Here is a 22,270-nt window from a genome sequence, read left to right as displayed (position 1 = left end):
CCTTCGCGAGGATATTATGGGTCACTTGGGTGGGATCGTGCCTTCGATCGGGGCGTGTGTGCAAAGGGGTAGGGGTCGATGATCGCCACCGTTGGGATATGCGCCGCCGCGACCGCGGGGGTGATCATCCGGCCGTTCCGCTGGCCCGAGGCGATATGGGCGGTCGGTGGCGCGCTGCTGCTGCTGCTGTTCGGGCTGATCGCGCCGGCGAGCGCGTGGGCGGCGGTGCTCAAGGGGACCGACGTCTATCTGTTCCTGATCGGCATGATGCTGCTGTCGGAGGCGGCGCGGGCGCATGGCGTGTTCGACTGGGTGGCGCATCTGGCGGCGGCGGGCGCGAACGGGTCGGCGGCGCGGCTGTTCACGCTCGTCTTCCTCGTCGGGGTGGTGGTGACCGCCTTCCTGTCGAACGATGCGACCGCGGTGGTGCTGACCCCGGCGGTCTATGCGGTCGCGCAGCGCGCCAAGGTCAAGCCGCTGCCGATGCTGTTCGCCTGCGCGCTGGTCGCCAATGCGGCGAGCTTCATCCTGCCGATCTCCAATCCGGCCAATCTGGTGCTCTATGCCAGCGACCTGCCGCGGCTCGGCGCATGGCTGGCGGCGTTCGCGCTGCCGTCGGTGCTAGCGATCGCCACGACCTATCTCGGGCTGCGCTGGCTGTTCCGCAGCGAGCTTTCCGGTGCGGCCGAGCAGGGCGAGAGCGTCGCGCTGTCGGGCAACGGGCGGATGGCGCTCGCCGGGATCGGCGCGACCGCGGTGCTGCTGACGGTGGCGTCGGCCTCGGGCTGGGACCTCGGCTGGCCGACGTTCGGCGCGGGCGTCGTCACCGCGCTGGCGGTGCAGCTGAGGGCGCGCGAGTCGCTGGTGCCGCTGGTCAAGGGCGTGTCGTGGCTGGTGCTGCTGCTCGTCGCCGGATTGTTCGTGATGGTGCAGGCGCTGGCCGAAACCGGGCTGATCGGTTGGCTGGCGGCCCAGCTCTCCGCGGCGGCGGCGACCGATCCGCGCGCGGCCGCGGCGGCGGCGGGCGGGTTGCTCGCGGTCGGCAGCAATCTGGTCAACAACCTGCCCGCCGGGCTGATCGCGGCGCAGACGATCGCCGCGGCGCATCCGCCGGCGCTGGTGGTCGATGCGTTGCTGATCGGGGTGGATCTGGGGCCGAACCTGTCGATCACCGGGTCGCTGGCGACGATCCTGTGGCTGATCGCAATCCGGCGCGAGGGCGAGGATGTCACCTTCGGGCAGTTCCTGCGCGTCGGGGTGGTGACGACGGTCCCCGCGCTGGTGCTGGCGATCGGGGTGCGGGTTTTGATGGGGTAGGGGGGTATATTTCACCCGGCTTGGGGCAGGGCTTCCGCCTATGACGATTGGTGTGAGCCGTCGTAGTCCAAGCCCACCCCGTCACCCCGGACTCGTTCCGGGGTCCACCCCGCGGCTAGGAGAACGGCTTGAGATGGCACCATTCTCTCGCGGCCCGGTGGACCCCGGAACGAGTCCGGGGTGACGTATGTCGAGAGGAAGCCGATCGAACCTCATCACCACAGCCTTATGCAATAGCCCTGCCTGCGACAGGCGAGTGGCAAGCCGCAGGGAGGATAAGGCGCACGCCGCGGCCGACCACCGCCATCCCCTGTTGCCCCGCGCCCTTGCCGCGCCTATCTCGCAAACATGGCCACGTCTCCCGAGATCCTGCTCACCCCTGCCGCGGCGAAGCGTGTCGCGGCGATCGCCGGCAAGCAGAACAAGCCCGCGATCCTCCGCCTGTCGGTGGATGGCGGCGGCTGTTCGGGGTTCCAGTACAAGTTCGGCTTCGCCGAGGCGCCCGAGGGCGACGACACCGTCGCCGAGACCGACGGCGTGCGGCTGGTGGTCGACAGCGTCAGCCTCGATCTCGTCCGCGGCTGTCAGGTCGATTATGTCGAATCGCTCGGCGGTGCCGCGTTCCGGGTCGAAAACCCCAATGCGGCATCGGGTTGCGGCTGCGGCTCCAGCTTCGCGATCTGACGGTTGAAGCTCGTCACCTATAACGTCAACGGGATCAAGGCGCGCCTGCCCCGGTTGCTGGAATATCTCACCGAGCAGCAGCCCGACGTGGTCTGCCTGCAGGAGATCAAGTCGAGCGACGACACCTTCCCGCACGCCGATATCGAGGCGTTGGGCTATGGCGCGGTGTGGCACGGCCAGAAGGGTTTCAACGGCGTCGCGGTACTCGCGCGTGGGCAGGTTCCGGTGGAACGCCAGCGCGGTCTCGCCGGCGAGGACGAGGACGATCACAGCCGCTATCTCGAATGTGCGGTCGACGGACTGGTGGTCGCATCGATCTATCTGCCCAACGGCAATCCGCAGCCGGGGCCGAAGTTCGACTATAAATTGCGCTGGATGGAGCGGCTGGCGGCGCGTGCGCGGGTGCTGCTCGACGAGGAAGTGCCGACCGTCCTGATGGGCGATTACAACGTGATCCCCAATGACGACGATACCTTCTCGGTGCGGGCGATGGCGACCGATGCGCTGATGCAGCCGGAAAGCCGTGCCGCCTATCGCCGATTGCTCGCGCAGGGGTGGACCGATGCGCTGCGCACGCGCCATCCGACCGGCAAGGTGTGGACCTTCTGGGACTATCAGGCGGGGGCATGGCAGCGCGATGCGGGGTTCCGCATCGACCATCTGCTGCTCAGCCCGCAGGCCGCCGACCGCCTGGTCGATGCCGGCGTCGACAAGGACTATCGCGGCCGCGAGAAGGCCAGCGACCATGCGCCGACCTGGGTGCGGCTGACGTGAGGCGCCTCGTCGCGGCGGGCGGGCTCGCGATGACGCTCGCCGCCGCGCCGGCGCTGGCCCAGAAGAGCTATTGCCCCGAACGGCCGGGGCTCGACACGCCGGCGTGCATCACCGCGCCCGGCCGCGTCTCGGTGGAGACGGGCGTGGTCGACTGGACGCTCGACCGCCAGCCCGACAGCCGCACCGATACCGTGCTGATCGCGGACACGCTGGTGCGCGTCGGCGTCGCCGACCAGATCGAGGCGCGGATCGGCTGGACGCCTTATGGCCACGAGCGGGTGCGCGACCGGCAGACGGGCGCGATCGATCGCGTCGGGCAGAGCGGTGACGTGTCGCTGGGGATGAAGGCGGGGCTGCTGCATCCCGACGGCGACGGCCTGTCGCTGTCGCTGCTGCCCTATGTGACGCTGCCGGTCGGCGGCAGCACGATCGGGTCGCGCGTCGCCGGGGGCGGGTTGCTGGTGCCGGTGACCTTCCGGTTGAACGACACGGTGCATCTGGATGCGACGCCCGAGGTCGACGCGCAGCCCGACGAGGAGCGGGCCGGACGGCATCTGCGCTACAGCAGCGCGGGCGGGGCGACGGTGAAGCTGAACAAGACGGTGTCGGCGGCGCTCGAGGCGCAGGTGATTCGCGACGACGATCCGGACGCGCACAGCACGCAATGGCTGAGCGCGGCGTCGGTGACGTGGAAGCCGAAGAAGGACTGGCAGTTCGACATGCAGACGACGCTGGGCCTCAACCATGCGGCGCCCGACGTGGAACTGGCAGGGGGTGTTTCGCGGCGGTTCTGAGGCGGCGGAGGTAGGTCGCCGCGCTTTCATTCTCACCGTCACCCCGGACTCGTTCCGGGGTCCACTCCGCGGCGAGGAGAAAGGCTGGAGCCTCTTGTCGTTCCCTCGCGGCGCGGTGGACCCCGGAACCAGTCCGGGGTGACGGTGAGAATGAGGCGGTGGTATCGCCAGCCTTGCGGCTCCCGCCGTTCGCTGCTCTACCCACCACGGCAGCGACCGCTTATACCTCCGCCATCGAGGGAGGGACCCACATGAGCTTATTGCGTCGCAAGACGATCCACGCCCAGCCGCCCGAGCAGCAGCTCGCACGGACGCTGAGCTGGCCGCATCTGGTCGCGCTGGGGGTGGGCGCGATCGTCGGCACCGGTATCCTGACGCTGATCGGCGTCGGCGCCGATCGCGCCGGGCCGGCGGTGATCCTCGCCTTCGTCGTCGCCGGTGCGATCTGCGCCTGCGCCGCGCTCTGCTATGCGGAGATGGCGACGATGATCCCCGCGTCGGGATCGGCCTATACCTATAGCTATGCGACGCTGGGCGAGGTGATCGCCTGGGTGGTCGGGTGGAGCCTGATCCTCGAATATTCGCTGGTCGTGTCGACCGTCGCGGTCGGCTGGTCGGGCTATGCGGTGGGGTTCCTCAAGGGGCTGGGCGTGACCGTGCCCGCGGCGCTCGCCAACGGGCCGGGGCTGGGCGGCGTCGTCAATCTGCCCGCGGTGGCGATCATCGCGCTGGTCGCCGGGCTGCTGATGCTGGGGACGCGCGAGAGCGCGCGGGTCAATACCGTGCTGGTGCTGATCAAGATCGTCACGCTGGCGCTGTTCGTCGGCGTCGCGCTGCCGCATTTCGATGCCGCCAATCTGCACCCGTTCACGCCCTACGGCTTCGGCAGCCCGACCGGCGCGGGCGGCGTCAAATATGGCGTGATGGGCGCGGCGGCGATCATCTTCTTCGCCTTCTATGGCTTCGACGCGATCTCGACCGCGGCGGAAGAAGCGAAGAACCCGGAGCGCGATCTGGCGATCGGGATCGTCGGATCGATGCTGGCGTGCACCGCAATCTATATGATCGTCGCGACCGCGGCGGTGGGGGCGCTGAGCTATACGCGGTTCGGCAGCAGCCCCGAGCCGCTGGCGCTGATCCTGCGCGAACTCGGCCAGCCCAAGGTGGCGACGGTGATCGCCGCCGCCGCGGCGGTCGCGCTGCCGACGGTGCTGCTCGCCTTCCTCTACGGGCAGAGCCGCATCTTCCTCGTCATGGCGCGCGACGGCTTCCTGCCGCAGGCGCTCGCCAAGGTCAGCAAGCGCGGCGTGCCGGCGCGGATCACCGCGATGACCGCGGTGTTCGTCGCGGTGATCGCCGGGCTGGCGCCGCTCGACGTGATCGCCAGCCTCGCCAATGCGGGGACGCTGTGCGCCTTCGTCGCGGTGGCGGCGTGCGTCCTGGTGTCGCGGCGGCGCGATCCCGACGCGCGGCGGCCGTTCCGCACGCCGTTCGCCTTCGTCGTCGCACCGCTCGCCATCCTCGGCTGCCTGTATCTGTTCACCAGCCTGCAGGTGCGCACGCAGATCGCCTTCCTGGGCTGGAACGCCTTCGGGTTGCTGGTCTATTTCCTCTACGCGCGAAGCCGGGCGGAGATCGCGCGGGCATGAGCGGCTGGCATATCGGCATCATCGGCGGCTCCGGCCTCTACGACGTCGAGGGCGTCGAGGACGGCCATTGGGTCGAGGTGACGACGCCGTGGGGCGCGCCGTCGGATGCGATCTTCAGCGGGCGGATCGGCGCGGTCGCGGTGTCGTTCCTGCCGCGGCACGGTCGGGGTCACCGGATCAGCCCGGAGGCGATCAACGCGCGCGCCAATATCGACGCGCTGAAGCGGCTCGGCGTGACCGACGTGCTGGCGGTGTCGTCGGTCGGATCGTTGGTCGAGGCGCGGCCGCCGGGCAGCTTCACGATCGTCGACCAGTTCATCGACCAGACGAAGGGGCGGGCATCGAGCTTCTTCGGCACCGGCTGCGTCGCGCATGTCTCGATGGCCGATCCGGTCTGCCCGCGGCTGAGCGACTATGCCGCCGATGCGGTCGGCGCGGGGGTGGATCGCGGGGGCACCTATCTGGCGATGGAGGGGCCGCAATTCTCGACGCGCGCGGAGAGCCGCCTCTACCGGCAATGGGGCTGCGACGTGATCGGCATGACCGCGCTGCCCGAGGCGAAGCTCGCGCGCGAGGCGGAGCTACCTTACGCCTTAGTCGGGATGGTGACCGATTACGATTGCTGGCGCGAGGGCGAGGCGGCGGTCGACGTCGCGCAGGTCGTCGCGCAACTGGCGGCCAACGCGGCCAAGGCACGGGCGATGGTGGTGCGGCTGCTGCGCGCGCTGCCCGAGAAGCGACCGGCGTCGCCGATCGATACGTGCCTCGACAGCGCGATCATCACCGCCAAGGGCGCGCGCGATCCGGCGCTGGTGGCGAAGCTCGACGCGGTGGCGTGGCGGGCGTTGGGACTGCGCTGAGCCGCCGGTCCGGTCAGCGATCCGGGCCGACCGAGAAGCCGTGGCGGTAGTTCATCGTCACCGCGATCCGGCTCGTCCCGGCGGCGAGCGGCACCGCCACCTGCGCGAAGGCGGGCTTGAGCCTGAGCAGCGAGAGGCCTGGATCGCGCGAGAAGGCGCCGCCGTCGCCGCCGTCGGACTTGCCGTTGGCATTGGCGTCGTGACGGACGGCGACGCCATAGGTGCCGGGGCGGGGGACGGGGATACAGACCTCAAGCGTGCGGCGGCCGTTGGTCGGCGCCTCGACGCGGCCGAGCCAGCGGCCTTTTTCGAGAAAGCCGGGTTCGTCGTAGAGCTGGACGCGGACGTCGCCGGTGCCGGCGCGCACGCCGCGTATCGTGACGATCAGCCGGTGCGGGGTCGCGGCGGTGCAGCCGGTGGTGTTGCGCTGCGCGGTCGCCGGCGTGGCGAGCGCGAGCAGCGCGAGTGACAGGATGAGGCGGGCCATGCGGCGGTAACGCTCCGGAAAAGCGTGATTATACCGTTGGATGTGGCGAGCGTGTGGCCGCCGCTTGGCGGATCGTGGCGGTTGGTGGCTGCGCGACTTCGTAGCGTAAGCTGGTGACGCGACCTTCAGTGTTCCCGCGAAAGCGGGAACCCAGGGTCGAGCAGAGCAACGGCTCGCGGCGTTCGGGACCCTGGGCTCCTGCGTTCGCAGGAGCACTGGTTCGGTCTCGCGCACGAAAAAGGGGAGGCGCCTTTCGGTGCCTCCCCTTTTGATCGCTGGGCTTGCGTCCCGGCTTATGCGGCGAGGTTGCGCAGCACGTACTGGAGGATGCCGCCGTTGAGGAAATATTCCAGCTCGTTGACGGTATCGATGCGGCAGCGCGTCTCGAACGTCTCGGTGCTGCCGTCGGCGCGGGTGAGCTGGACCTCGACGGTCTGGCGCGGGCGCAGGTTGGCCACGCCGGTGATCGTGAACGTCTCCGAGCCGTCGAGGCCGAGCGTCTGGCGCGTCACGCCCTCGGCGAATTGCAGCGGCAGCACGCCCATGCCGACGAGGTTCGACCGGTGGATCCGCTCGAAGCTCTCGGTGATGACCGCACGCACGCCGAGCAGGTTGGTGCCCTTCGCCGCCCAGTCACGGCTCGAGCCGGTGCCATATTCCTTGCCCGCGACGATGACGAGCGGCGTGCCATTCTCCTTGTGGCGCATCGCCGCGTCGAAGATCGGCATCACCTCGCCGTCGAATTTGGTCATGCCGCCCTCGATCCCCGGCACCATCTCGTTCTTGATGCGGATGTTGGCGAAGGTGCCGCGGACCATGACGTTGTCGTTGCCGCGACGCGCGCCATAGCTGTTGAAGTCGGCGCGGCTGACCTGCCGCTCCATCAGCCACTTGCCCGCCGGGCTGTCGGCCTTGATCGAGCCGGCCGGCGAGATGTGGTCGGTGGTGATCGAGTCGCCGAGGATCGCCAGCGGCTTCGCCTCGATGATGTCGGTGACCGGCTTCGGGGTCATTTCGAGACCGTCGAAATAGGGCGGGTTGGCGACATAGGTCGAACCCGACGGCCAGGCATAGGTGTCCGATTCGGTGATCTGGATCGACTGCCACTTGGCATCGCCGGCGTAGACGTTGCCGTAGCGCGAGCGGAACATCGTATCGTCGATGTTCGCCGCCATGACGTCGGCAATTTCCTGATTGGTCGGCCACACGTCCTTGAGGAACACGTCCTGACCGTCGGTGCCCTGACCGAGCGGCGTCTCGGTCATGTCGAGCGTTACCGTGCCCTTGAGCGCATAAGCGACGACGAGCGGCGGCGAGGCGAGGAAGTTGGCGCGCACGTCGGGCGAGACGCGGCCCTCGAAGTTGCGGTTGCCCGACAGCACCGAGGCGGCGACGATGTCGTTGCCGTTGATCGCCTTCGAGATCGGCTCGGCGAGCGGACCCGAATTGCCGATGCAGGTGGTGCAGCCGTAACCGACGAGGTTGAAGCCGATCGCGTCGAGATCGGCGGTCAGGCCCGCCTTGTTGAGATAGTCGGTGACGACCTGCGAACCGGGGGCGAGGCTCGTCTTGACCCAGGGCTTGGGCTTGAGGCCGAGCGCGTTCGCCTTGCGCGCGACGAGGCCGGCGGCGACCAGCACCGACGGGTTCGAGGTGTTGGTGCAGCTGGTGATCGCCGCGATCACCACGTCGCCGTCGCCGATGTCATGGCTGCGCTCGGGCACGTCGACGCGCTCGGGGCGCTCCTTGTGGTAGATCTTGAACAGATCGCCGTTGAACACCTCGTCGACCTTGCCGAGGCTGACGCGGTCCTGCGGACGCTTCGGGCCGGCGAGCGACGCGGTGACGGTGCCCATGTCGAGTTCGAGCGTGTCGGTGAACACAGGCTCGGGCGCGTCGTCGAAGCGCCAGAAGCCGTTCGCCTTGGCATAGGCCTCGACCAGCGCGACATTCTCGTCGGACCGCGCGGTGAGGCGCATATAGTCCATCGTCTTTTCGTCGATCGGGAAGAAGCCGCAGGTCGCGCCATATTCCGGCGCCATGTTGGCGATCGTCGCACGGTCGGCGAGCGTCATCGACGACAGGCCGGGGCCGAAGAATTCGACGAAGCGGCCGACCACGCCCTTGGCGCGCAGCATCTGCGTGACGGTGAGCACCAGATCGGTGGCGGTGATGCCCTCGCGCAGCGCGCCGGTCAGCTTGAAGCCGACGACCTCGGGGATCAGCATCGACACCGGCTGGCCGAGCATCGCCGCTTCCGCCTCGATGCCGCCGACGCCCCAGCCGAGCACGCCGAGACCGTTGATCATCGTCGTGTGGCTGTCGGTGCCGACGAGCGTGTCGGGATAGGCGATCGCGGTGCCGTCGCCATGGTCGCCGACGCTGTCCGACGACCAGACCGCCTGACCGATATATTCCAGGTTCACCTGATGGCAGATGCCGGTGCCCGGCGGCACGACCTTGAAATTGTCGAGCGCGGCCGAGCCCCACTTGAGGAACTCGTAGCGCTCACCGTTGCGCTGATATTCGAGATCGACGTTATCCTCGAACGCCTGCGGCGTGCCGAATTCGTCGACCATCACCGAGTGATCGATGACGAGATGGACGGGAACCTGCGGGTTGATCTTGGCGGCGTCGCCGCCGAGCTTGGTGATCGCATCGCGCATCGCGGCGAGATCGACGACGCAGGGCACGCCGGTGAAATCCTGCATCAGCACGCGCGCCGGGCGATACTGGATCTCGCGGTCGGAGCGGCGCTCCTTCTGCCAGTCGACGATCGCCTGCACGTCGGCTTCGGTGACGGTCTTGCCGTCCTCGAAGCGCAGCATGTTCTCGAGCAGCACCTTCATCGAGAAGGGCAGGCGGCTGATGTCGCCGAACTTGGCGGCGGCCTTTTCGAGGCTGTAATAAGCGTAGCTCTTGTCGCCGACCGTCAGGGTCGTGCGGGTGTTCAGGCTGTCCTGGCCGATGGCGGTCATTATGATCCCTTCAATTTGGCCCAGGGCGCTCGGGGAGGCGGCCATGGGGCCGCGCGGGCGCGCGAGAGCGCTTCAGCGAAAGCGTATGTCGCGGCGGCCTTAGCAAGGGCTGTCCGGCGGGGGAAGCGCCTATGCCCACCTGCGGATGACTCTCAAGACACGAGCGTTTCGCCGGTCGCCAGCGTCTTGCCGCGGGTGATGATGACGCGGTCGCCGACCTTCGCCTCGCGGAACAGCAATTTGGCGAAGGCGGTCGGCACGCCGATACAGCCGTGCGTGGCATAGCCCCAGGCGACCTCGGTGCCGTGGACCGCGACGCCGTCGTTGGTCAGCCGCATCGTATAGGGCATCGGCGCGCCGTAGAGGCTGGAGACGTGGTGCGCGTCCTTCATCAGGATCGGGAAGCTGCCGAGCGGGGTGGGCTTGTCGTCGGCGCCATAGAGGATTGCGGTGGCGCCGATCTCATAGCCGTCGCGGAAGACCGACAGCGTCTGCGCGGCGAGATCGACGGTGACGATCAGCGGGCCGGCGGGCACGCCCGCATCGTCCCAGGTATAATCGCCGAACTTGATCGGGCCGATGTCGAGCACGCGCTTGACGATGAGCGGGTTGGGCGTGGGGCGCGCAACGGGGCGGGGCTCGGGTGTGGGTGGGGGCGAGGCGATGGCGGCGCGGACCGGGGGCGCGGCGGGCGTCGGCGCGGACGGCGCGGCGGTCGGGCGGAGGGACGGCACGGTGGCCGCGGCGGCGACGCCGATCCCGACGGCGGCGAGGATGAGCTTGGCCGCGAGGGCCCGACGTGCGGCCATGAGACGCTCCCGGTGGAGATGCGGGAATGCGCCGGTTGCGGGCGCTTGGCTAGGGGTGTCGCGCGGCTGTGCCGGCGCGGGACGGCGGGGCGCGGCGTCAACCGTGTTGGTGGGCGCAAGTCGGGACCTGCGCGAAAGGGGGAGCCATCGGCGGGCGGGGCGGTTAGGCTGGCGGCATGGCGAAGCTGAAGGTCTATCGTACGCCGATCGGGTTCCACGACGCCTATGTCGCGGCGGCGAGCCAGAAAGCGGCGTTGCAGGCATGGGGGAGCGAGCGCGACCTGTTCGCCCGCGGCATCGCCGAAGTGGTGACCGACCCGGAACTCACCGCCGAGCCGCTGGCGCAGCCGGGCACGGTGATCAAACGGTCGCGTGGTACCGCGGCCGAGCAGATCGCGGCGCTGCCCGATACGCCTGCGAAGGCGCCGCGCCGCCGGTCCGACGATGCGGCGGATGCATCTGCGCCCCAGCCGAAGCAGAAGCCGGCACCAAAGCCGGCGCCCAAACCCGATCGTCGCGCGCTCGATGCGGCGGACCGGGCGATGGCCGAGGCGGAGGCGCGGCATCGCAGCGAGGCGCGTGCATTGCGCGCCGAGGAGGCGGCGCTCGCCAAGCGGCGACGGACGATGGAACGCGCGCAGGAGGACGAACGCGCGGCGCTGGACGAGGCGCGGCAGGCGGCGGCGGACGCCTACGAGCGCGCGATGCGGCGGTGGAAGGGGGGCGGCTAGGCGGGACCGGCATTCGGAGACTCATGCGTAATTCCTCCCCCGCCAGGGGGAGGTGGCATGCCGCAGGCATGACGGAGGGGGAGGTAAGCGACACGTCTGTTCCGTGTCCTCCCCCTCCGTCACGGCTTCGCCGCGCCACCTCCCCCTGGCGGGGGAGGAATTTGACCGAATGGCGGTCCCACTCCGGCCCCGCACCAGCCAAGGCGTTGCGCTGGCGGAACAATGCTCGGGTACATGGGGTTGGTCCGGCCAGAAAGGATCCTCCATGTCCCATATCCCGAGTTCCGCCATGAAACACGCCGGCCCGGTTCATCACGACGAGGCCAAGGCGCCGCCGAAGCCGAAGAAATCCCCCAAGCGGCAGCCGGCCGGCCTCGGCACCGGCGCGTGGCTCGCGATCGGCGGGACGATCCTCGCCGGCGCCGCCGCCGCGATCGCGGTGCCGCTGCTGCGCGGCGACAAGCCGCAGGTCGCGACGCGCCGCGGCAAGAAGGCCAATAGCGGCAAGGGTGCGCACAAGAAGCCCGCCAAGGCCGCGCACGGCTGACCGTGACCCATGCGCCGCCGCCGGGATACTGGCGGCGGCGCGCGATGGGCGATAAAGCGCCGTCTTTCCCGCAACCTGTGGAATGACGATCTTGGCTGCCGTGCACCCCATGCCGATCGACCGCGACGATGGACCGCCTGCCGATGCCGACGAAACCACCGGTGTCGACCGTGAAGCGCTTGCCATGCCCGCCGTCCCGCGGGACAGAGGGCAAGTGACCGATCCAGCCCCTTTCGAACGCCTGTCGCGACGCCACCGCGAGTGCCTGCGCGGCGTGCGCGAGCTCAAGGGATCGAAGGAGATCGCCGACGAGCTCGGCATCGAGAAGAGCACCGTCGACAAATATCTGACCGAGGCGGTGAAAGTACTCGGCGCGCGCAACCGCCGCGACGCCGCATTGCGCCTCGCCGCGCACGAGGAGGCGGCCGGGCAAGGCGCTTCCGACCCCCAGAACTCGCAGATTTCCGCCATTTCGGCGGCGCAATCCGACCCCGATAAAATGGGGGGTCATTCTGCACGGCTAGTCGATCCGGCGATCGGCCTGCCATTGCCGGTGGTGCCGGACGACACGATCGTCAGGGCACCGGGGGTTTCCGGGGAGCCGCCTTCGAGGCACAGCTTCCCGGAAATACGGCTGCCCTTCCGGCGGAAGGGACAGCGGGGCAACGACTTGTCGGTCGGAGGCCGGTTGATCTGGATACCGGCCATCGCCATCAGCCTCGCCATCGGGTTCGGCATGCTGATGACCGGCCTCCAGGTCCTCACCGGCATCATCGAGACGATCGCCCGCCGCCTTTCCTGATCTTCAGCGAAAGCACCCCCATCGGGGGTGAACGGGGTGGCCAATGTCTTACGCGAACGCTCATTATGCCGATTCCCAGGTTGCCGCCGATGCCGTCGCCACATTGCTGTGGCGGCTCGAGACGCAGCTCGACGATGCCTTCGCCACCGGCGGCGAACTGCTCGCCGCGCTGCCGCGGGCGCGCACCGCCGCCAAGCTGCCCGCGATCGCCGGGCAGCAGGCCTTCGAAACACTCAGTCAAGCCATCCTCGCGATCGGTACGGCGCGCGGTCACACCGTCGCCGGTCACCGCGTCATCGAGAAAGTTGGCCGCCAGATCGGGTATGAGACGAGTTTCGGCGACGAACAGCCGAAGCCCGATTTCGTCCCGACGGGCGTCGGCGCCAGTCATCTGCGCGTCGCCGCCTAGGTGTCATGGCTTGACCACCAGATTGCTCCTTTGGCCGGTCAAGTCATGACACACGTCATCCTCTTCAACATCGTCCTGCTCAGTGCGTGCGCCTATGCCCTGGCGGCAGGGGGCGCGCCCGAGCGGTGGACCGCGGCGGTCTTCCTCGTCGGGGCGGCGACCACCTTCGCGCTGCCGTTCCAGCCGCGCGTCAGTTATCATTCGGTGCATCTGATGATCCTGGCGGTCGATTGCGCGGTGCTGCTCGGGCTGCTCTGGATCGCGATGCGTGCCGACCGGTTCTGGCCGCTCTACGTCGCCGCGCTCCACCTGATCACGATCGCGATCCATGGCGTGAAGGCGCTCGATCCCCATCTGGTGCCGTGGATGTACGCCGGGGCGAGCGCCAAGATCGCCTATCCCATGCTGGTGCTGCTGGCGATCGGTGCGTTGCGCCATCGCCACCGCCTGGCCCGTTTCGGGAGCGACCGCGATTGGTCGCCCCTGCGCAGACCGGACTACGAACACCCATGAACGCCGATATCCGGTTGCTGCGCTGGCCCGAGCGCGATCGCGAGAACCATGAACGCCTCGTCGCCGCGATCGCCCGCGTCCGCTTCGCCGCGGCGCAGGGGCGGGGCGAGATCGTCGCCTCCACCTTCGTCGGTCCGGAGGAGCCGGACGACGCCGACCGCGCCCGCGCGCTGCTGGCGCAGCGACGGAGCCGCGACGCGGCGGCGGGCAGCTTTGCCGAGCTGTTCGGCGAGCCCGGCTGGGACATCCTGCTGATCCTGTTCGTCGCCTATGAAGACGGGCGGACGATGACCAGCGGGCCGCTGCTCGACGAGATCGGGGTGCGCGGCGCGGTCGGGCGGCGCTGGCTGCAGGTGATGCAGGCGCGCGGCCTCATCCGGTGGGACGCGATGGAACCGCGGGATAGCGCCGCGGTGGCGCTGACCGACGAAGGCGTCGTCTTCGCGCTGCGCTGCATCGCCGCGGCGTGAGGCAGGATCAGGCGGGGCCGAGCAGCCGCTCCGCCTCCTCGCGCATCATCTCGACGCCCTGGCAGATGTGCAGGCTTGCGACGGTATGGCCGAGGTCGTCCGACAGGCGCATCAGCTCCTCACCGAGCCCGATCGCGCGGTGGAGCAGTTCGCCGCGGATTCGGGGCGGCATCGGGTTTTCGATCTTCGACATGGAACGGGCCTTCTACCGGCGCGCGAACGGGACGCAACGGCTGCTTCGTCGCGGTGCCGGAGCCAAGCCCGCTATCACACGTTGCAGTCGGGGTAACCAAGCGGGCGGCCGGAACGGCGTCCCAAGATGAGAGGAGAGCGATGATGGCCGAGGATTTCGGTGGTGCCGGCAACGGCGCGGGCACGGATGCCGGTGCGGTTCAGGGCGCTGCGGATGCGATGCGCGATGCCGCCGAGCGCGCGCGTGCGGGCTTTTCGGACCATGTGCTCGATCCCGCGCGTCGGGCGGGAGAGGCGTTGCGTGCCTCCGGCCAGAAAGCGGCGGACAATGGCGCGACGATCGGCCTGAAGATCATCGAACAGGCCGAGCAGAATTCGCGCGAGGCGTTCGAGGCGATGCGCGAGGCGGCGCAGGCCAAGGACCTCAGCGAGGTGATGCGCATCCAGGGCGACTATCTGCGCGAACAGGGCCAGCGGGCGATGAACCAGGCGCGCGAGATGGGCGAGCTCATCATGCAGTTCGGCCGCGACGCGGTGTCGCCGATGCGGTCGGGGGGCGACGGCAAGGCCGACTGAGCCGAAAAGGCCATCCCGACCCGGCCGGCGGTCAGCCGGTCGGGATCGGGCGGGCGAGGATCAGCAGGTCGTGCGCGATGCCGTCGCGGGCGCGGACGTGGCCGGCGAGCAGCGCCTCGCGGCGGAAGCCGAGCCCTTCGAACAAGGCGATCGAGCCGGCCTGATCGGGCGTCATCGTCGCGCTGAGCTTGGCGAGGCCGTGCGCGCGGGCGATCGCGAGCAATGCCTCCAGCAGGTCGCCGCCGAGCCCCGCACCGCGGCGGTCGGTGGCGACGAGCAGCCGGATCTCGCCGACATGGCCGCTCCAGCCGAGCGGATCGCGGACCAGTGCGCCGGTCGCGACGATGCGGCCGCCATCCTCCGCGATCAGGCTGTCGATCCAGCCTTCGCCGATCGCCTGCTGCCACGCCTCGATGACGCGCTCGTGGCGCAGGTCGCGGCCGAGGAACAGCAGGTCATGTTCGGGCAGGCTCGCGGCGAAAGCGAGCATCGCCGCGTCGTCGGTCGGGCGGAAACGGCGGATCGTGTGGCTCATGCGTGCGGTTCCTGCCTGATGGACGCTAACCATCGGGGATATCACGCATAAGCGTCAACCGCTGCGTGGCGTTCCGTTGAGCGTCACCGGTTGCGGGCCCTGCGGCGTCGCCTCCAGCGTCGAATCGCCGCCGAGCACGCGATACAGCGTGACGCGATTGCTCGCACCCGTCAGCGTCGTGGTGATCAGCGTGCGCTGCGCGGTGTAGAACGAGCGCTGCGCATCGAGGCTCGACAGGAAGGTGTCGATACCGCCCTGATAGCGCGCGTTGACGAGTTGCAGCGTATCCGCCGCCGCCGCCTGGAAATTGGTCTGCGCGCGCAGCTGGTCGGCGATCGTGCCCTGCCGGGCGAGCGCGTCGGCGGTTTCCTGGAATGCGGTCTGGATCGTCTTTTCGTAGGTGGCGAGCGCCGCGTCGCGCTGCGCCTCGGTATAGCGGACGTTGGCGCGACCCGCGCCGGCCTGGAAGATCGGATAGCTGACCGAGGGCGCGACCGAATAGTTGAACGCGCCGCCGGCGAACAGCGACGACAGCGCGGTGCTGGCGAAGCCGACGAGCCCGGTCAGCGAGATGCGCGGGAATAGCGCGGCGCGCGCCGCGCCGATCTCGGCATTATAGGCACGCAGCTGATATTCGGACTGGACGACATCGGGGCGGCGCAGCAGCACGCCGCTGTCGATTCCGGCGGGCAGCGTCGCGATCGTCGCCTGCGCCTCGTCGATCGAGACGGGGAGCAACGTCGGGTCGACCGGTGCGCCGACCAGCAATTGCAGCGCGTTGACGTCCTGCGCGACCAGCGTCTTCTGTTCGGCGAGATCGGCGTTGGCGGTCTCGAGGATCTGCTCGGCCTGACGCAGGTCGGTGCGCGCGCTGACCCCGCCCTCGAGCCGGGCGCGGGTGAGGCGGACGCTGACCTGCGCGCTGGTCGCGGTGTCCTGCGCGACCTTGAGCAGGCTGCGGTCGGCGGCATAGGTCAGCCACGCGTCGGCGATGTCGCCGACCAGCGTCAGCCGGGTGGCGCGTGCCGCCGCCTCGGTGGCGAAATAGCGGTCGAGCGCGGCGCGCGACAGCGACCGGATGCGGCCGAACAGGTCGAGTTCGAAGGCGGTCACACCGAGCTGCGCGGAAAAGGCACTGTTGCCGTTGCCGGTGGTGGTGATCGTGCCGGTCGAGCCGTTGCCGGTGCCGACGCCCGTGCCGGTCCCCGTATTGCCCGTGCCGGTGTTGCCCGTGCCGGTGTTGCCCGTCCCGGTGTTGCCGGTGCCCGTATTGCCGGTGCTGCCGCTGCTCGCGGTGCTGCGCGCGCCATTGCCGCCGCCCGAATAGGTGTAGCGGCCCGAGGCGTCGACCGCGGGGAACAGATCGGCGCGCTGGATGCGATATTGCGCACGCGCCGCGGTGATGTTGGCGGCGGCGACGCGCAGGTCGCGGTTGTTGACCAGCGCCTGGTCGATCAGCGTCTGGAGCCGGCGGTCCTTGAAGATGTCGCGATAGGTGAAGGCGGGCAGGGTCGCCTCGCTCTGGCGCAGATAGGCGTCGCCGACCGGCCACGACGTCGGCACCGGCGTTTCCGAGCGGACGTATTTGGGCTCCATCGAACAGGCCGACAGCGCGGTCGCGGCGAGCGCCAAAGCGAGGATCGGGCGGGTCATCGGGCGGGCTCCGGCTCGGCGGCGGGCGGCATCGGCGGGGCGGGGGGTTCCTTGTCCTCCTTGCCACCCTGATGGCCGGTCGGGCGGCCGCGCAGCTTGGCGATGCCGTCGCGGACGCCGCGGCGGACGAGCACGAAGAACAACGGGATGTAGAAGATCGCGAGGAAGGTCGCCGACAGCATGCCGCCGATCACCGCCGTGCCGATCGCGATGCGGCTGTTGGCGCCGGCACCGGTCGAGATCGCCAGCGGCAGCACGCCGAAGATGAAGGCGAAGCTGGTCATCAGGATCGGCCGCAGACGGATCTTGGCGGCTTCCAGCGCGGCGTCGAAGACGCGCGCACCCTTGCGCTCCGCCTGTTCGGCGAATTCGATCATCAGGATCGCATTCTTGGCGGCGAGGCCCATCGTGGTCAGCAGGCCGATCTGGAGATAGACGTCGTTGGTCAGCCCGCGCAGCGTGACGAAGGCGATCGCGCCGATCAGCCCGAGCGGGATGATGAGCAGCACCGCGAAGGGGATCGACCAGCTCTCGTACAGCGCCGCGAGGCACAGGAAGACGACGAGGATCGACAGGCCGTAGAGCAGCGGTGCCTGACCGGAGGACAGCCGCTCCTGATAGGACAGGCCCGCCCAGCTCACCGAGGTGCCGGGGATCTGCGACGCCAGTTCGGCCATCCGCGTCATCGCATCGCCCGAACTCTTGCCGGATGCGGCCGAGCCCTGGAATTCATAGGAGGAGATGCCGTTGAACCGCGACAGCGTCGTCGGTGCGGTCGCCCAGCCGGTGCTGGCGAAGGACGAGAAGGGCACCATCTGCCCGTTCGAGCCGCGTACGAACCATTGCTTCAGGTCCTCGGGCGAGGCGCGATATTGCGCATCGCCCTGGACGTAGACGCGCTTGACGCGGCCGCGGTCGATGAAGTCGTTGACGTACTGGCCGCCCCAGGCGGTGGTCAGCGTGCTGTTGGCGTTGCTTTGGGTCAGGCCGAGCGCCGACAGCTTCTGCTGGTCCATGTCGACGCGCAGCGTCGCGATATCGGGCAATTCGGTGAGGCGCACGGAGGCGAGCATCGAATCGGCATTGGCCATCGCCAGCAACTTGTCGCGCGCGGCGTTGAACTGGTCCTGCGACAGGCCGCCGGTGTTCTGCAGCTCCATCGTGAAGCCGTCGGACTGGCCGAGACCGCGGACCGCCGGCGGCACCAGCGCGAACACCTGCGCGTCGCGCAGCCCACGGAAGGCGGCGGAGGCGCGACCGGTGATCGCGTCGGCGGTATTCTCCTTGCCCTTGCGCTCCGACCAGTCGACGAAGTTGAGGAAGCCCTGGCCGGTGTTCTGGCCGCTCGCGCCGCCACCGCCGCCGCCGGCGACGGTGAACAGCACCGAGGCGTTCTTGCCTTCGTTCTGGATGAAGTAATTCTCGACCTGCTTCTGCACCTCGATCGTCCGCGCCTGGGTGGCGCCGGCGGGCAGGCGGAACTGGACGATCGCCGAGCCCTGATCCTCGGTTGGCAGGAAGCCGGTGGGCAGGCGCAGGAACAGGATCGCCAGCAACGCGACCACGCCGAGATATATCAGCAGGAACAGCCATTTGCGATCGACGACCGCGCGCACCGCATTGGTGTAGCGCTCGACACCGCGTTCGAAATTGGTGTTGAACCAAGTCGACGCCTTGGTCCCCCAGCCGGCGACGCGCGGGAAGCGGCGCTTGAAGCCCTGCGCCTCCTCGGCCTCCTGCGACTTCTGCTTGAGCAGCGAAGCGGTCAGCGCCGGCGACAGGATCAGCGCGACGAGCACCGACAGCACCATCGCCGCGACGATGGTCAGCGAGAATTGACGATAGATCACGCCGGTCGAGCCGCCGAAGAACGCCATCGGCAGGAACACCGCCGACAGGACGAGCGCGATCGCGATCAGCGCGACGGTGATCTCGTTCATCGACTCGATCGTCGCCTCGCGCGGGCTCATGTCGGGATTCTCCTCCATGAGCCGCTCGACGTTCTCGACGACGACGATGGCGTCGTCGACGAGCAGGCCGATGGCGAGGACGAGGCCGAACAGCGTCAGCGTGTTGATCGAGAAGCCGGCGAGATGGAAGACGGCGAACGTCCCCAGCAGCACGACCGGCACCGCGATCGTCGGGATCAGCGTCGCGCGCCAGCTCTGCAGGAAGACGAACATGACGATGACGACGAGGATCACCGCCTCGATCAGCGTCTTGACCACCTCTTCGATCGACAGTTCGATGAAGGCGGTGGTGTCATTGGCATAGGCCACCTTGAGGCCGGGCGGGAAGGTCTTGGCGACGCGCGCCACCTCCGCCTTGACCAGCTCGGCGGTCTCGAGCGCGTCGGCGCCGGGGGCGAGCAGCACGGCGATGCCGGCGCCGGGATGGCGGTTGATGCGGCTGACCGAGGCGTAGCTTTCCGCACCGAGTTCGATCCGCGCGACGTCCGACAGGCGGACGGTGGCGCCCGAGGGCAGCGTCTTGACGATGATCTGGCGGAACTGTTCGGGGGTCTGGAGGCGCGACTGGGCGGTGACGGTCGCGTTGAGCATCTGCTCGGGCGCGGAGGGCAGGCCACCGACCTCGCCCGCCGCGACCTCGGTGTTCTGGTTCTGGATCGCGGTGCTGATATCGGCGGGGATCAGCGAATAGCTGGCGAGCCGCGACGGATCGAGCCAGATGCGCATCGCATATTGTGAACCGAAGACGTTGACGTCGCCGACGCCGTGGACGCGGCCGAGCGGGTCCTGGAGGTTGGAGACGAGATAGTCCGACACGTCCATGTTGGTGCGCTGATCGGTCTCGTCATAGACGCCGACGATCAGCAGATTATCGGGGTTCGACTTGCGGACGACGAGGCCCTGCTGCTGCACCTGCTGAGGCAGGCGCGCGACGCCCTGCTGCACCTGGTTCTGCACCTGCACCTGCGCGATGTCGGGATCGGTGCCCTTCTCGAACGTGGCGGTGATCGTCACCTGGCCGCGGCTCGACGAGGACGAGGCGAAATAGAGCAGGCCGTCGATGCCGGTGAGCTGCTGCTCGATGATCTGCGTCACCGAATTCTGCAGCGTCTGCGCGTTGGCGCCGGGGAAGGTGGCGCGGATCGACACCTGCGGCGGCGCGACGTCGGGATATTGCGCGATCGGCAGGCTGAGGATCGAGCCGACGCCGGCGAGCATGACGATGATCGCCAGCACCCAGGCGAAGATCGGGCGATCGATGAAGATGCGGCTGATCATAGGACGACACAGCCTGACGCGGTGATGAGAGACCGTTCGCCCTGAGCCTGTCGAAGGGCAGCGTCACGAATGGAACGCGTATTCGCGGCAACCCGTGCTTCGACAGGCTCAGCACGAACGGGGGAAGTATATGGCATCAGGCTCAGCCCGCCTTGCTTTGGGCGTTACCCTGTTGGCCGTCCTTGCCCTGCGGCGGTTTGACCACCTGCGGGCTGTTCGCCGGCACCGCCTTGATCTGCGCGTTCGGCTTCAGGTTGTTGAGCCCCTGCGTGATGACCTTGTCGCCGGCATTCAGGCCGGACGTGACCACCCAAAAGCGGCCCTGCGTTCGCGAGGCGGTGACGGGCTTCTGCACCGTCTTGCCGTTCGGTCCGACCAGCATCACCGTCGCGGCGCCCTTGGCGTCGCGGGTCAGCGCCTCCTGCGGCACCAGGAAGGCGCGCTGGTTGATCGACTGGGCGAAGCGGGCACGCACGAACATGCCGGGCAGCAGCAGCCCCTGCGGATTAGGGATGCTGGCGCGCAGCGTCACCGTGCCGGTCTCGGTGTTGACCAAGGCCTCGGAGAATTCGACGCTGCCGGTCTGGCCGTAATCGCTGCCGTCTTCCAGCTTGAGCCGCACCACCGCGCGGGTCGGCACCACGCCGTTCTGGGCGAGGCTGCGGCGCAGCGCGAGCATGTCGGCGGCGGATTGCTGGATGTCGACGAACATCGGGTCGAGCCGCTGGATCTGCGCGAGCGGATCGGTCTGGCTCGCCGAGACGAGCGCGCCGACGGTGAACAGCGAGCGGCCGATCCGCCCGGTGATCGGCGCGGGCACGGTGGTGAATTTGAGGTTGATCCGCGCCGTCTCGAGCGCCGCGCCGGTCTGCGCGACCGAGGCGGTCGCTTGCCGCGCGGTGGCGACGGCGTTGGTATATTCCTGCTGCGAGACCGCCTGGATCGCGGCGAGCGGCTTGTAGCGCTCGGCCTGCACGCGCTGCGCTTCCTGATTGGCGCGCGCGCTCTGCAAATTGGCCTGCGCCTCGTTGACCGCGGCGCGATACAAACGCGGGTCGATCTCGTAGAGCGGCTGGCCGCGCTTCACCAGCGAGCCTTCGGTGAAGAAGCGGCGACGGATGATGCCGTTGACCTGCGGCCGCACATCCGAGCTTTCATAGGCGTTGGTGCGCGCGGCGAGTTCGGTGACCATCGCGGCGTCAGTCGGCTGGACGACGACATAGCCGACCGTGGTCGGCCCCTTGTTGGGACCACCCGCACCGCCCTTGCCCTTCGATTGCGACTCGCCACCGCCACCGCAGGCGGCGAGGGTCAGCAGGACCACGGCAGTAGCGGCGCCGGCACCTAGCCGGCGGCCCCGAAAGGATAATGTGGTCAAGTATGTCACCCGGCTCGTGTCTCGACTCGCGCAGCCGTGACCGGCGCAACAATGCGTGGCCATGGCGATTGGTTGCTCTTGCTGGCCCATTGGCGGGGATCGTGGCGTAAAAGCAACCCGACACCCATGTTATTAATGTCGCAATTTGTCGCAGTGTGGAAAGGAGGCGGCATGGACGCGGACACGGAAAAGGCGCGCGCCGGTGCGGCCGCCGCACAGGAGGTGCAGGACGGCATGCTCGTCGGGCTGGGCACCGGGTCGACCGCCGCGCATGCGATCGCGGCGATCGGCGCGCGCGTCGCGACGGGGCTGCGCATCCGCGCGGTCGCCACCTCGCGCGCCAGCGAGACGCTCGCGCGCCGCGCCGGCATCGCCATGCTCGACTTCGCCGACGTGCCGCGGCTCGACCTGACGATCGACGGCGCCGACGAGATCGATCCGCGCTTCTTCGCGATCAAGGGCGGCGGCGGCGCGATGCTGCGCGAGAAGGTGGTCGCCGCCGCCTCCGACCGGATGGTCGTCATCGCCGACGGCGGCAAGCGCGTCGCCGCGATCGGCGCCGGCGCACCCGTGCCGGTCGAGATCCTGCCGTTCGCCCGCGCCTCGCTGCTGGCGCGGCTGGGGGAGGGGGCGGTGCTGCGTCCCGGTCCCGACGGGCCGTATGTGACGGACAATGGCAACAATATTGTCGATTGCCGGATCGACCTGCAAAATCCCCGCGAATCAGCGGCTTGGCTTGACGGAATTGCCGGTGTCCTGGGCCACGGACTGTTTCTGGACGAGGTCGATGCCGCCTATTTTGCCCAGGATGGGACCGTTTCGCGGCTGGAACGGCTCGATTAGTCTCGCTAAGGCCGATCCAAC

The 22,270-nt window shown here is 68.8% G+C and carries 22 protein-coding genes; 14 read left to right on the top strand and 8 right to left on the bottom strand.

The genetic code is table 11. From position 1 onward, the window contains the following. Positions 1-78: 78 nt before the first annotated feature. From AC07U4_RS05510 to mtnP, 6 genes are all read left to right on the top strand, one after another. Positions 79-1,317, top strand: a complete 1,239-nt coding sequence (locus AC07U4_RS05510; RefSeq protein ID WP_038660724.1) for an SLC13 family permease — start codon at positions 79-81, stop codon at positions 1,315-1,317. Between the two features lie 348 nt (positions 1,318-1,665). Beyond that, positions 1,666-2,001 carry an iron-sulfur cluster insertion protein ErpA gene (erpA, locus tag AC07U4_RS05505; RefSeq protein ID WP_038660722.1) on the top strand — a complete coding sequence of 112 codons (336 nt, stop codon included), beginning with the start codon at positions 1,666-1,668 and terminating at the stop codon, positions 1,999-2,001. A 3-nt stretch (positions 2,002-2,004) separates the two neighbouring features. Further along, positions 2,005-2,775 (top strand): exodeoxyribonuclease III, encoded by a 771-nt coding sequence (xth, locus tag AC07U4_RS05500; RefSeq protein ID WP_038660720.1) that lies wholly within the window; start codon positions 2,005-2,007, stop codon positions 2,773-2,775. Continuing rightward, positions 2,772-3,569 (top strand): transporter, encoded by a 798-nt coding sequence (locus AC07U4_RS05495; protein ID WP_495194703.1) that lies wholly within the window; start codon positions 2,772-2,774, stop codon positions 3,567-3,569. The genes xth and AC07U4_RS05495 overlap by 4 nt, the downstream gene beginning before the upstream one ends. A gap of 251 nt (positions 3,570-3,820) precedes the next feature. After that, entirely contained in the window at positions 3,821-5,218 is a 1,398-nt protein-coding gene (locus AC07U4_RS05490) for an amino acid permease (protein ID WP_495194702.1), read from the top strand. Then, positions 5,215-6,078, top strand: a complete 864-nt coding sequence (gene mtnP, locus AC07U4_RS05485; RefSeq protein WP_495194701.1) for an S-methyl-5'-thioadenosine phosphorylase — start codon at positions 5,215-5,217, stop codon at positions 6,076-6,078. The genes AC07U4_RS05490 and mtnP overlap by 4 nt, the downstream gene beginning before the upstream one ends. A 13-nt stretch (positions 6,079-6,091) precedes the next feature. Here the strand turns inward: mtnP and AC07U4_RS05480 are convergent, their stop codons facing one another. From AC07U4_RS05480 to AC07U4_RS05470, 3 genes are all read right to left on the bottom strand, one after another. Next, complete coding sequence (locus AC07U4_RS05480) at positions 6,092-6,565, bottom strand: DUF2141 domain-containing protein (RefSeq protein WP_137899751.1); 474 nt, start codon at positions 6,563-6,565, stop codon at positions 6,092-6,094. 293 nt (positions 6,566-6,858) lie between these two features. Further along, positions 6,859-9,543 carry an aconitate hydratase AcnA gene (acnA, locus tag AC07U4_RS05475; RefSeq protein ID WP_495194700.1) on the bottom strand — a complete coding sequence of 895 codons (2,685 nt, stop codon included), beginning with the start codon at positions 9,541-9,543 and terminating at the stop codon, positions 6,859-6,861. A gap of 152 nt (positions 9,544-9,695) precedes the next feature. Continuing rightward, positions 9,696-10,352 (bottom strand): L,D-transpeptidase family protein, encoded by a 657-nt coding sequence (locus tag AC07U4_RS05470; protein ID WP_495194699.1) that lies wholly within the window; start codon positions 10,350-10,352, stop codon positions 9,696-9,698. Between the two features lie 176 nt (positions 10,353-10,528). Here AC07U4_RS05470 and AC07U4_RS05465 point away from each other — a divergent pair, with 176 nt between their 5' ends. The 6 genes from AC07U4_RS05465 to AC07U4_RS05440 all read left to right on the top strand — a co-directional run bounded on the left by AC07U4_RS05465 (position 10,529) and on the right by AC07U4_RS05440 (position 13,824). Then, the gene (locus AC07U4_RS05465; RefSeq protein ID WP_495194698.1) at positions 10,529-11,083 is read left to right on the top strand and encodes a hypothetical protein; all 555 of its coding nucleotides are present in this window, start codon (positions 10,529-10,531) and stop codon (positions 11,081-11,083) included. A gap of 289 nt (positions 11,084-11,372) precedes the next feature. Continuing rightward, entirely contained in the window at positions 11,373-11,630 is a 258-nt protein-coding gene (locus tag AC07U4_RS05460) for a hypothetical protein (RefSeq protein WP_495194697.1), read from the top strand. Positions 11,631-11,712: 82 nt separating this feature from the next. After that, positions 11,713-12,432, top strand: a complete 720-nt coding sequence (locus AC07U4_RS05455) for a helix-turn-helix domain-containing protein (RefSeq protein WP_495194696.1) — start codon at positions 11,713-11,715, stop codon at positions 12,430-12,432. 43 nt (positions 12,433-12,475) lie between these two features. Further along, complete coding sequence (locus tag AC07U4_RS05450) at positions 12,476-12,841, top strand: hypothetical protein (RefSeq protein WP_495194695.1); 366 nt, start codon at positions 12,476-12,478, stop codon at positions 12,839-12,841. 45 nt (positions 12,842-12,886) lie between these two features. Beyond that, complete coding sequence (locus tag AC07U4_RS05445; RefSeq protein ID WP_495194694.1) at positions 12,887-13,354, top strand: hypothetical protein; 468 nt, start codon at positions 12,887-12,889, stop codon at positions 13,352-13,354. Next, entirely contained in the window at positions 13,351-13,824 is a 474-nt protein-coding gene (locus tag AC07U4_RS05440) for a hypothetical protein (protein WP_249340769.1), read from the top strand. The genes AC07U4_RS05445 and AC07U4_RS05440 overlap by 4 nt, the downstream gene beginning before the upstream one ends. A gap of 7 nt (positions 13,825-13,831) precedes the next feature. Here the strand turns inward: AC07U4_RS05440 and AC07U4_RS05435 are convergent, their stop codons facing one another. Then, complete coding sequence (locus AC07U4_RS05435) at positions 13,832-14,017, bottom strand: hypothetical protein (protein WP_038660692.1); 186 nt, start codon at positions 14,015-14,017, stop codon at positions 13,832-13,834. 143 nt (positions 14,018-14,160) lie between these two features. Between AC07U4_RS05435 and AC07U4_RS05430 the strand changes: the two genes are divergently transcribed. Beyond that, on the top strand, positions 14,161-14,592 hold the full coding sequence (locus AC07U4_RS05430) for a phasin family protein (RefSeq protein ID WP_495194693.1): 432 nt from the start codon (positions 14,161-14,163) through the stop codon (positions 14,590-14,592). A gap of 31 nt (positions 14,593-14,623) precedes the next feature. On the opposite strand, the gene AC07U4_RS05425 is transcribed toward AC07U4_RS05430, so the two are convergent. The 4 genes from AC07U4_RS05425 to AC07U4_RS05410 form a co-directional block, all read right to left on the bottom strand. After that, positions 14,624-15,127, bottom strand: a complete 504-nt coding sequence (locus tag AC07U4_RS05425) for a GNAT family N-acetyltransferase (protein ID WP_495194692.1) — start codon at positions 15,125-15,127, stop codon at positions 14,624-14,626. A 54-nt stretch (positions 15,128-15,181) separates the two neighbouring features. After that, a complete protein-coding gene (locus AC07U4_RS05420; protein WP_495194691.1) occupies positions 15,182-16,780 on the bottom strand; it encodes an efflux transporter outer membrane subunit in 1,599 nt (532 codons plus the stop codon). Next, positions 16,777-20,028, bottom strand: a complete 3,252-nt coding sequence (locus tag AC07U4_RS05415) for an efflux RND transporter permease subunit (protein WP_038660681.1) — start codon at positions 20,026-20,028, stop codon at positions 16,777-16,779. Before AC07U4_RS05415 ends, AC07U4_RS05420 begins: the two co-directional genes overlap by 4 nt. Positions 20,029-20,170: 142 nt before the next feature. Beyond that, a complete protein-coding gene (locus AC07U4_RS05410) occupies positions 20,171-21,352 on the bottom strand; it encodes an efflux RND transporter periplasmic adaptor subunit (protein ID WP_245640851.1) in 1,182 nt (393 codons plus the stop codon). A gap of 189 nt (positions 21,353-21,541) precedes the next feature. Here AC07U4_RS05410 and rpiA point away from each other — a divergent pair, with 189 nt between their 5' ends. Beyond that, positions 21,542-22,249 carry a ribose-5-phosphate isomerase RpiA gene (rpiA, locus tag AC07U4_RS05405; protein ID WP_495194690.1) on the top strand — a complete coding sequence of 236 codons (708 nt, stop codon included), beginning with the start codon at positions 21,542-21,544 and terminating at the stop codon, positions 22,247-22,249. Positions 22,250-22,270: the final 21 nt, after the last annotated feature.

Source organism: Sphingomonas sp. GW821-FHT02B09, assembly GCF_059421875.1.
This window is presented reverse-complemented; position numbering and strand designations above follow the sequence as displayed.

Excerpts from the sequence above, each read along its gene's own strand:
- AC07U4_RS05420 (WP_495194691.1), bottom strand. The coding sequence starts at position 16,780 with ATGACCCGCCCGATCCTCGCTTTGGCGCTCGCCGCGACCGCGCTGTCG.
- AC07U4_RS05480 (WP_137899751.1), bottom strand. The coding sequence starts at position 6,565 with ATGGCCCGCCTCATCCTGTCACTCGCGCTGCTCGCGCTCGCCACGCCG.
- AC07U4_RS05440 (WP_249340769.1), top strand. The coding sequence starts at position 13,351 with ATGAACGCCGATATCCGGTTGCTGCGCTGGCCCGAGCGCGATCGCGAG.
- AC07U4_RS05415 (WP_038660681.1), bottom strand. The coding sequence starts at position 20,028 with ATGATCAGCCGCATCTTCATCGATCGCCCGATCTTCGCCTGGGTGCTG.
- mtnP (WP_495194701.1), top strand. The coding sequence starts at position 5,215 with ATGAGCGGCTGGCATATCGGCATCATCGGCGGCTCCGGCCTCTACGAC.
- AC07U4_RS05460 (WP_495194697.1), top strand. The coding sequence starts at position 11,373 with ATGAAACACGCCGGCCCGGTTCATCACGACGAGGCCAAGGCGCCGCCG.
- AC07U4_RS05455 (WP_495194696.1), top strand. The coding sequence starts at position 11,713 with ATGACGATCTTGGCTGCCGTGCACCCCATGCCGATCGACCGCGACGAT.
- AC07U4_RS05490 (WP_495194702.1), top strand. The coding sequence starts at position 3,821 with ATGAGCTTATTGCGTCGCAAGACGATCCACGCCCAGCCGCCCGAGCAG.
- AC07U4_RS05465 (WP_495194698.1), top strand. The coding sequence starts at position 10,529 with ATGGCGAAGCTGAAGGTCTATCGTACGCCGATCGGGTTCCACGACGCC.
- AC07U4_RS05510 (WP_038660724.1), top strand. The coding sequence starts at position 79 with ATGATCGCCACCGTTGGGATATGCGCCGCCGCGACCGCGGGGGTGATC.
- erpA (WP_038660722.1), top strand. The coding sequence starts at position 1,666 with ATGGCCACGTCTCCCGAGATCCTGCTCACCCCTGCCGCGGCGAAGCGT.
- AC07U4_RS05425 (WP_495194692.1), bottom strand. The coding sequence starts at position 15,127 with ATGAGCCACACGATCCGCCGTTTCCGCCCGACCGACGACGCGGCGATG.
- AC07U4_RS05445 (WP_495194694.1), top strand. The coding sequence starts at position 12,887 with ATGACACACGTCATCCTCTTCAACATCGTCCTGCTCAGTGCGTGCGCC.
- AC07U4_RS05435 (WP_038660692.1), bottom strand. The coding sequence starts at position 14,017 with ATGTCGAAGATCGAAAACCCGATGCCGCCCCGAATCCGCGGCGAACTG.
- AC07U4_RS05470 (WP_495194699.1), bottom strand. The coding sequence starts at position 10,352 with ATGGCCGCACGTCGGGCCCTCGCGGCCAAGCTCATCCTCGCCGCCGTC.
- AC07U4_RS05450 (WP_495194695.1), top strand. The coding sequence starts at position 12,476 with ATGTCTTACGCGAACGCTCATTATGCCGATTCCCAGGTTGCCGCCGAT.
- rpiA (WP_495194690.1), top strand. The coding sequence starts at position 21,542 with ATGTCGCAATTTGTCGCAGTGTGGAAAGGAGGCGGCATGGACGCGGAC.
- acnA (WP_495194700.1), bottom strand. The coding sequence starts at position 9,543 with ATGACCGCCATCGGCCAGGACAGCCTGAACACCCGCACGACCCTGACG.
- AC07U4_RS05430 (WP_495194693.1), top strand. The coding sequence starts at position 14,161 with ATGGCCGAGGATTTCGGTGGTGCCGGCAACGGCGCGGGCACGGATGCC.